The sequence below is a fragment of the Acinetobacter sp. UBA801 genome (assembly GCA_002296655.1).
GTDB lineage: Bacteria > Pseudomonadota > Gammaproteobacteria > Pseudomonadales > Moraxellaceae > Acinetobacter.
The window spans coordinates 22382-31382 of sequence record DBIN01000015.1 but is presented as its reverse complement, the minus strand read 5'-3'; the positions used below and the strand labels follow the sequence as shown (position 1 = coordinate 31382).

Below are 9001 nucleotides of genomic sequence, written 5' to 3'. Positions count from 1 at the left end.
CTATTTGCAATAATTGGGTCGAGAATCAGATGCGTCCCTGGGCGTTGGGGCGCAAGAACTGGCTGTTTGCAGGTTCGCTGCGCAGTGGTCAGCGAGCGGCAAACATCATGACGTTAATCCAGTCAGCAAAGCTGAATGGGCTGGATCCGTATGCCTATTTAAGTGATGTGCTGAAAAGGTTACCGACACATAAAGTGACCCAGATTGAAGAGTTACTGCCACACTGCTGGAAACCTAAATTGAATTAAAAATTGGTATGGGATTCAGCGGACGCTTACCAAAAATTTAGGAAAATAAGATGGAAAATCGCATCATTCATACATTTGTTTATGCGCTTTCTGGGGCAGTGTTAGGACTGATTTTAATTCCTGTCTGGGGACTCTTCATCAATACACAAACCAGTCCCGTCAGTATCGTATTGGCCGCATCACTCCTTTTTGGCATTTGGGGTTTCATCTTTCCCAATAGTGTTAAAAATGTTTTTATGTATTTGTGGCATTGGTTTAGATAATCAGAACATCCCTACAACGCAAAAACTTTCGCACTTTTTAGCAGTACTAAGCAACATTCGTTATAATTCCCTCACCTTCCCATACGAAAAAACCATGTCTGAAGCGCTGATTAATTCCCCTGTCAAACACTGGTGCGAATTTGAGTTTATCTCCAAAACTGTAAAAAATCCGAATATCCATATTAAAGGCAATTACTCGTATTATTCAGCTTATTGGGATCAAGGCTTTGAGCGTTGTGTAGTACGTTATTTGCACGACAAACCCGCCACAGCAGAAAAACCAATTGATCAGCTCTATATTGGTAATTTTGTCTGCTTTGGTGCGGAATGTGTGATTATGATGGGCGGCAATCAATTGCATCGCAGTGACTGGATTGCGGCTTTTCCGTTTGATACTCGCAGCTTTGTTGCCGCAGGTGATACTAAAATTGGCGATGGTTGCTGGATTGGTAGTCGTGCCATGATTATGCAAGGCGTTGAATTGGGCGAAGGTGCAATTGTGGCTACAGGTGCAGTGGTTACGCAAGATGTACCGCCTTATGCCATTGTGGCGGGCGTACCTGCTAAAGTGATTAAACACCGTTTTAATGCAGCTGAAATTTCCGACATTCTGGCACTAAAACTGTATGATTTAGATGAAAAATATCTGCTACAAATACGAGAACAATTGCAGACAGATGACGTTAAAAAACTGGTGGAATTTTTTAAAAATCAGCACAACAATAAGGACTAAAACTTTAGTTGAATTTCAAGCACAGCGTCATAATTTCATGCTAAATTAAGGTGAAATAAGGACTTACAGCACTCAATTATCTTTATGAAATTACTGGGTTTTATTCTCTATAAATTCAGCGTAAGATAAGACAGGACTCAGAGCGAATATTTTATTAAAGTATTGAAATTACAATAAGGAGAAACACTCATGGCTTACCAAAACATCCTCGTACCAGTGGACGGTTCTGAAACTTCTTTTGCTGCTGTTGCAAAAGCTGCTGAACTTGCAAAAGCATTTGGTAGTAAAATTACTGTGGTACAAGTACTTACACTTGACCCGTATATTGCTGCAGAATACATCACTGCAAACCAAACCAATGACTTGATTGAACGCGCGCGCGCTTCTATTGTAAAAACTTTAGAAGAAGCAAAGCAAAAATTCACTGAACAAGGTGTTGAAGCTGAAACTAAACTACTTGAAGGTCAAGTAATTGCACGCGAAATTACCAACGCTGCAAAAGACTTAAATGCTGACCTGATCGTGATCGGTTCTCATGGTCGTACTGGCTTGAAAAAATTATTCTTAGGTAGCGTTGCTCAAAGCATTTTAAGCGAAGGCACAACACCTGTACTTGTGGTACGCCAATAAGTTTTTTGTTCCTCATTTCTTCGGAAATGGGGAACTTTTCGCTTTTTCTTTCTTTTTCACATCTTCATGCACTTAAAACTATACTGTTTTTCATTTCAACAATTTCTTAAACCACTTTGCTTACAACATAATATTTAGTCTGCTTAAGCTTTGCTTTCTTCCCTCTTGTTTTTTCAACGACTCAAGGTCGCCATTGGTATTGTTTTAAATTTACTTTACCTTCAAGCACAACTATTTCTTCAGCCATTAGCTTTAATACTTGTATATTCTCTCCCTGAGTATTCAACTTACTTAGTCTAATTTTGCCTTGTGCATTAATCACTCTATGCCACGGGACTTGATGACCTGCCGACAAATGCTTTAAGACATACCCCACTAATCGCGCATGTTTGGGTAAACCTGCCAATGCCGCCACTTGTCCATAAGTCGCTACATGCCCTTTAGGAATTAGACACACCACGGCTAAAATCTATTGTGCTAATTCATCGCTGGGTTTTGTAATAGGTATATTTGACTTCATAAACAGCCTGATTTTCTGCAATTAGTAAAAAGAAAAAGGAGTGAATCAATCACTCCTTTTATCATAATCATACAAGTTTAAGTCACTTATATTGCGGCATTGAAGGTGTCACAATCGTTAATCAAGCCTGACTTTAAGCCTGTTTGGAACCATTGTACGCGCTGCGCACTAGTACCATGCGTGAAGCTATCAGGTACGACTTGTCCACGTGAACGTTTTTGCAAGTAATCATCCCCAATTTTATGTGCAGCGTCCATCGCTTCTTCAATATCGCCTTGTTCCAGGAATTGAGTACGTTGATGATTATGATGCGCCCACACCCCCGATAAACAGTCCGCTTGCAACTCCTGACGCACCGAAAGCTGGTTACCTTGCACTTCACTGACTTGCTGACGTGCTTTATGCACTTGCTCTGAAATCCCTAAAATAGTCTGAATATGATGCCCAACTTCATGCGCTACCACATAGGCTTGGGCAAAATCGCCTGCCTGATCATTTCGGCTTAATTCAGTCTGATTTTGCTCACCCCCGATGCCCATTTGCTGACGCATGGCTTGGAAAAATGAAGTATCAATATATACTTTTTGATCGGCAGGACAATAAAACGGCCCCATCGCCGATTGTGCCGTACCACAGCCAGAATTAACTACACCTGTAAATAACACTAGTTTAGGCGGCACATACTGGTTATTTAACTGCTGCTGAAACACTTGTGACCACGTGTCTTCCGTATCAGCCAAAACAGTGCCCACAAACTCAATTGCCTCTTGTTGTTCGGGGCTTGGATTGTCTAAACCTTTGGTTTCAGCACTTTGTGCATGCGAGGTGACTTGCTTGGTCGCTTGATAAGCCGATTGAGGATCTACCCCAAAAAACTTCCACGCAACAAAGGCCACCACTAAGCCCAAAATACTAATACCACCCGCTTTTGCTCCACCTCCACCACGGCGGTCTTCTACATTTGTGCTAACTCGACGACCTTTCCAACGCATTATTCTTATCCTTCTCTTAAACCCTGATAACAGATTAAGCCTATTTAGACTTTGACCACACTTTTTGAACGATTGTGACCACAATCACCACCAAAATGCCTGCCAAAATACCCACGACAAGGTTAATCAACATTGGCGTGACTGAACCTACAATACTCCCCATGGTTGGGATGTCTTGTACATACTCTACCGTATCTTCTGTGAAATGGTGCACAAAAGGAATCGCATGATTGATAATTCCGCCACCAACCAAGAACATCGCTGCAGTACCCACCACAGATAATGTCTTCATTAAAATTGGAGCAAATGCCAGTAAACCACGCCCAATACGTTGTTTAAAATTGGCAGCTTGTTCTGTGAGGTATAAACCAATGTCATCAATTTTGACAATTAAAGCTACAAACCCATAGACCCCAACTGTCATGGCAACGGCAATCACACTCAATACGGTGACTTTGGTTAAGAAACTTGCGGCTGCTACTGTACCCAATGAAATCACTACAATTTCCGCCGATAAAATAAAGTCAGTACGCACTGCACCTTTAATTTTTTCAGTTTCATAAGTCGCAAGGTCTTGCTCGGTTTGAATTAATTCTAATTGTGCTTCTTTAGACGTTTGGGCTTTTTTGTGCTGTAAGGTGTGCATGATTTTTTCCACACCTTCATAGCTTAAGAACAACCCACCAATCACCAATAAAGGATTGATTAACCACGGTGCAACTACACTAATTAATAATGCCAATGGTACTAAAATCAGTTTATTGATGAATGAACCTTTGGCCACACGCCATACCACAGGCAACTCACGTTCTGCACGCACCCCACTGACTTGCTGTGCATTCAGTGCCAAATCATCACCCAAAACCCCTGCAGTTTTTTTGGCAGCCATTTTGCTCATAACCGCCACATCATCTAAAACAGTTGCAATGTCATCTAATAAAAGTAATAAGCTGCTCGCCATTGCGTTGTTATCCTTATGCAATTTTCAAGTTATTTTAAAACTGAATGTACATAGATTCTGTATTTACTTCATTAATTTTTTATAGCAAAAGATTTTTTACAGCAAATGCTATTCAATCCACTTAAGGAAGTGACATTGAAAAATATTATGCCTTACAATGTAGCAATTCATCGGTACATAGATGTCGTAGATACGACTTGGAATAAAAAATGAGTAATCAAGATAATCGTCCTGTGATTTTGACAGGCGATCGTCCAACTGGACAATTACATTTAGGTCACTTTGTAGGTTCTTTACGTTCACGTGTAGGTTTACAAGACTCACATCATCAACATCTGTTACTTGCCGATGCTCAAGCCTTAACTGACAATGCCGATAACTTTGAAAAAGTGCGTCGTAATATTATTGAGGTAGCAACAGATTATTTAGCGGTGGGCATTGATCCAACAAAAACCACCATTTGCGTGCAGTCTTGCCTGCCTGCGTTAAACGAACTCACCATGTTGTATTTAAACTTCGTGACTGTGGCGCGTTTGGAGCGAAATCCAACCATTAAATCTGAAATTCAGATGCGTGGTTTTGAGCGTGATATTCCCGCAGGTTTTTTGTGTTACCCTGTGGCACAAGCGGCTGACATTACTGCATTTAAAGCAACGGTTGTCCCTGTGGGTGAAGACCAAATTCCAATGATTGAGCAGACCAATGAAATCGTGCGTCGTGTGAACCGTCAAATTGGTCATGACTTGTTGCCTGAATGTCAGGCGTTGTTGTCAAATGTAGGACGTTTACCTGGTTTTGATGGTAAAGCCAAAATGTCAAAATCACTGGGCAATACCATTGTTTTAGATGCCACAGACAAAGACATAAAAAAAGCCGTCAATGCAATGTACACCGACCCAAATCACCTGCGCATTGAAGACCCGGGTCAGGTTGAAGGCAACGTGGTATTTACTTATTTAGACGCCTTCGATACCAACAAAGAAGAACTTGAAGAACTAAAAGCGCATTATCGTCGTGGTGGTTTGGGCGATGGTACGGTGAAAAAGCGTTTGGAAGGCATTTTAAAAGAATTGATTGGCCCGATCCGTGAGCGTCGTATCGAACTTGCCAAAGACCCTGATTACATTATGGATATTTTGAAAACAGGTACAGACAAATGCCGCAACATTACTCAGCAAACTTTAGATGAAGTAAAAGCTGGCTTAGGTGTGTTCCGCTTCTAAGTATTTTGTAGATATAAATATTTTAAAGTCTCTTATTCACATGAATAAGAGACTTTAAATTTGGTTGAAAAATCAAGATAAGATGACGCGATTCACAAAAAACACTTATTACTTACGTGATTTAACATCACGTAACCTGAATACTGCGGAATAGTATTCATTCTCAGTTTAGTATACTTACATGCTTTAGGAGCGATCCTAATTTCATAACATTTCTCCGTTATCGAAGCTGTGAAAGCAGATTCGTTTTTCATACGCAATGATCACCCCAATCATTGCGTATTTTTTTATTGGAATCAGCTGTTTATACAGCTTGTTCAACAATACAAAATCCTTTCCCGATATGCAAAAAACTACTTGAACTATCCGCTATTGTGATTAGAGTAAATCTATTGTGTGGTGCTGATGAAAGTCTTATGTTTGTATTTCCAAAAAAAATTAGCCAAGCCTTGAACCGAGTATGTCAAATTGGACTATTCATCCTAACCCTGCCTATGGCTGTACATGCTCAAAGTTTGCCTGTGATTGCTCAACATCCTATTGAAAACGTTATAAAAAACTTGGAACAACCCACCACGCAACAGACTCAACAAAAAACAAAGCACAATAAGCCTATTGCGCAAATGCGGATTATGCATATTGATTTAGATTATGTTTTCGATACAGACAAAGCCCAGCAACAACGTAATATTCAAGCCTTGATTCAACGCATTCAAAACATTCGACCGAATACGATTTTTTTACAGGCATTTGCCGACCCAGATGCCAACGGCTCTGCAGATCAAGTATATTTCGAAAACCGTTATGTGCCAGTACGTGACAACTTATTTCCACAGTTACTTCAGCAAATTCGTCAAAATACACAGGTGCAGCATGTTTATGCATGGTTGCCCGTTTTGGCGTGGGAATTGCCGAAAAATCAGCAATTCAATTATGTGCAACATCGTCAAGACGAACAAAAAGGCTATATTCGCCTCTCACCTTTTGAACAGAAAAACCTAGAAATTATTGTGGATATTTACCGTGATTTCATTCAACACAATCCTGTCGATGGTGTGTTGTACCATGATGATGTGACCTTGTCAGATTATGAGGATTCTTCAGCTTTGGCACGTAAATATTATCAGCAATGGGGGTTTTCACATCGTATTTTTAAAGACCTCAGACATCCCAAACAGGCACGCTTAGCCAAATATAAAACCGCTTATTTAGATCAATTGGCGGCAGGTATTACTCAAGTACTCAAGCAATACCAGCCCAATGTATTGGTGGCGCGAAACATGTATGCACCCGTGGTCACGCAACCCCAAAGCGAACAATGGTTTGCACAGTCTATGCCAAGTACCTATCGTTATTATGACTACAATGCCATCATGGCTATGCCTTATATGGAGCAATCCAAAGATCATAAAAAATTTTATTTAGATTTAATTCAGCATGCAAAAAAATACGACCCCAATTTAGATCGTACTATTTTTGAATTACAAACGGTCAATTGGCGCAACCAGCAGAAAATTTCGACCCAAGAGTTGCAGCACACCATCCAACTTTTAGAGCAGCATGGTGTGAAACATATTGGTTATTATCCTGATGACTTTGTTGCACAACATCCACAAGTCAAACCCATGCAACTTAGTTTTCAGCTTGATTCTGAACCTGATTCAGCCCAGTAGCGACTGACACAGCGGGCAAAGTTTGGTTGATGGCGTACTGTTGCAGAACACCGTCTTCGTCATAATGCAAAGTCACATTTTTAGCCTGTTTTAAAGTTTCAATATCTGCCACCTGCAAATCAAAACTTTGCGCCAGGTGTACCGCAGTCACAGGAATCGGTGCATGACGACGCTCTTTATTGCGAAAGCGAATCCAGTTATAGCTTGCCCACACCAACAAGCACAGAATAAAAATATCGATGGCTAAAGCCATGTGCAACAAACTGATCGGGCCATCTGGACCATTGCCAATAATTAAGTGGTGATAGATGCTATAACCTTCATACCACCACAGCAGCAATGTAAGCAGCGGCAAGAACAGCCAAATCCAAACCAGCCATCCTAAAAAGAAAAGACCATAGCCCGCACTTTTATTGCGCACATATTTTGGCTCATCAATATATTGAGGAATTTCAAGCTGAGATTCATCTTGAATCATTTCATATTTAGGCATGTTCATCCTCTCCTCTAAAACCACGGTCTGGACTAACCCAACGTGCGCGTTTTTGCTTTTTGAAGATGGTTTTAGGTAAAGATACCACCGAGGTCAGCATCATTAAAATCCAGAAGAATAGCGGATACCAAATCACCCAAAAGTAGGTTCTTAAAGTACGGCTTTTATCATATTGGTGGTCAATCGCTAAACTCACGAGGAACTGGATTAAACAAGTTACCCCTAAGATCACGCCATACCACTGCGGCATAATGGTTTGGATATACCATTCTGTTGGTACAGGAAAAAATAACCCATACAGATACAGTAAGAAAATTCCAAAAATCACATAAGCCCATATAATACTGATCATGGCTTCAATCGCAATGGGCCACATACGGCGCAAACGCCATTTGAACATCTTGCGCACATAGGCAAACAGAACCTCTACCCCACCTTGCGACCAGCGCAGACGCTGCTTCCACAGACCTTTAAAGGTTTCAGGCATATAGATGTAACACAAAGCTTTCGGCACGTACTGCAAATCCCAGTGATCGAACTGCAAACGCCAAGATACATCAATATCTTCGGTAATCATGTCATCGCGCCAATACCCAATGCGGTCTAATGCAGTTTTACGAAAGCCTGCGATAGCGCCCGATACGCAAAAAATACGTCCATAGGTACGTTGAGCACGTTTAATCAGCCCAATAATGGATGAAAACTCTCCAACTTGTAGCTTACCTAAAATGCTAGAACGGTTAATAATGCGTGGATTTCCTGTCACAGCCCCTACACGCGGATAACTGGTCAATTGATGCATCATCCAGAATACTGCATGCGGGTGCAGTAAGGCATCACCATCAATACATACCAAAAATTCATATTGACTGATCATGGTCCCTGCCCGCAAGGCATAGGCTTTGCCCTGATTTTCAGCCAAATGGACTACACGAAGTTTTGGATATTGTGCTGCCAGTTCATCTAAAATTTCGGCTGTTTTATCGCTACTGCCATCATTGACTGCAATCACTTCAAACAGTGGATATTGCGTCTGCATGGCATATCGAATGGTCGCATGGACTTGTTCTTCCTCATTAAAACAAGGGATGATAATACTACAGCCCTCTTCGCTCGGTTCAGGCAAATCATTTTGACGATATTCGCGCTTAAAATAAAACCAGATTCCGCCTGCAATCCATAACCACGCCATAAACAGTGGATAGAAAAATGCAAAACCAAAATATAAGTCGCTCAGATCAAGTTTTGCAAAGTTCATCATCATA

At 40.9% G+C, this 9001-nt stretch carries 11 protein-coding genes; 6 read left to right on the top strand and 5 right to left on the bottom strand.

Going from position 1 to position 9001, the window contains the following annotated elements; genetic code table 11:
• The 4 genes from B2W49_RS02010 to B2W49_RS01995 all read left to right on the top strand — a co-directional run.
• On the top strand, positions 1-248 hold a 248-nt coding region (locus B2W49_RS02010; RefSeq protein WP_291334089.1), incomplete at its 5' end, for a transposase domain-containing protein.
• A 50-nt stretch (positions 249-298) separates the two neighbouring features.
• Positions 299-511 (top strand): hypothetical protein, encoded by a 213-nt coding sequence (locus B2W49_RS02005; protein ID WP_291334087.1) that lies wholly within the window; start codon positions 299-301, stop codon positions 509-511.
• A gap of 94 nt (positions 512-605) precedes the next feature.
• Positions 606-1244, top strand: a complete 639-nt coding sequence (locus B2W49_RS02000) for a CatB-related O-acetyltransferase (protein WP_168460919.1) — start codon at positions 606-608, stop codon at positions 1242-1244.
• Between the two features lie 189 nt (positions 1245-1433).
• Positions 1434-1874: a universal stress protein gene (locus B2W49_RS01995; RefSeq protein ID WP_004972175.1), complete on the top strand. Its 441-nt coding sequence runs from the start codon at positions 1434-1436 to the stop codon at positions 1872-1874.
• Between the two features lie 181 nt (positions 1875-2055).
• On the opposite strand, the gene B2W49_RS01990 is transcribed toward B2W49_RS01995, so the two are convergent.
• The 3 genes from B2W49_RS01990 to B2W49_RS01980 form a co-directional block, all read right to left on the bottom strand.
• Positions 2056-2343 (bottom strand): MGMT family protein, encoded by a 288-nt coding sequence (locus B2W49_RS01990; RefSeq protein WP_291334098.1) that lies wholly within the window; start codon positions 2341-2343, stop codon positions 2056-2058.
• A gap of 137 nt (positions 2344-2480) precedes the next feature.
• Positions 2481-3386, bottom strand: coding sequence for a KPN_02809 family neutral zinc metallopeptidase (locus tag B2W49_RS01985; protein ID WP_291334085.1), 906 nt, complete (start codon positions 3384-3386; stop codon positions 2481-2483).
• 40 nt (positions 3387-3426) lie between these two features.
• Positions 3427-4347, bottom strand: coding sequence for a DUF808 domain-containing protein (locus B2W49_RS01980; protein ID WP_291334083.1), 921 nt, complete (start codon positions 4345-4347; stop codon positions 3427-3429).
• Positions 4348-4556: 209 nt separating this feature from the next.
• On the opposite strand from B2W49_RS01980, the gene trpS reads away from it, so the two are divergent.
• Positions 4557-5570: a tryptophan--tRNA ligase gene (trpS, locus tag B2W49_RS01975; protein ID WP_291334081.1), complete on the top strand. Its 1014-nt coding sequence runs from the start codon at positions 4557-4559 to the stop codon at positions 5568-5570.
• Between the two features lie 416 nt (positions 5571-5986).
• A complete protein-coding gene (gene pgaB, locus B2W49_RS01970) occupies positions 5987-7243 on the top strand; it encodes a poly-beta-1,6-N-acetyl-D-glucosamine N-deacetylase PgaB (RefSeq protein ID WP_291334079.1) in 1257 nt (418 codons plus the stop codon).
• Here pgaB and pgaD read toward each other — a convergent pair.
• Entirely contained in the window at positions 7203-7736 is a 534-nt protein-coding gene (gene pgaD / locus B2W49_RS01965; RefSeq protein WP_291334077.1) for a poly-beta-1,6-N-acetyl-D-glucosamine biosynthesis protein PgaD, read from the bottom strand. The genes pgaB and pgaD overlap by 41 nt on opposite strands.
• Positions 7729-9000, bottom strand: coding sequence for a poly-beta-1,6-N-acetyl-D-glucosamine synthase (pgaC, locus tag B2W49_RS01960; protein WP_414630568.1), 1272 nt, complete (start codon positions 8998-9000; stop codon positions 7729-7731). Before pgaC ends, pgaD begins: the two co-directional genes overlap by 8 nt.
• Between the last annotated feature and the right edge of the window lies 1 nt (position 9001).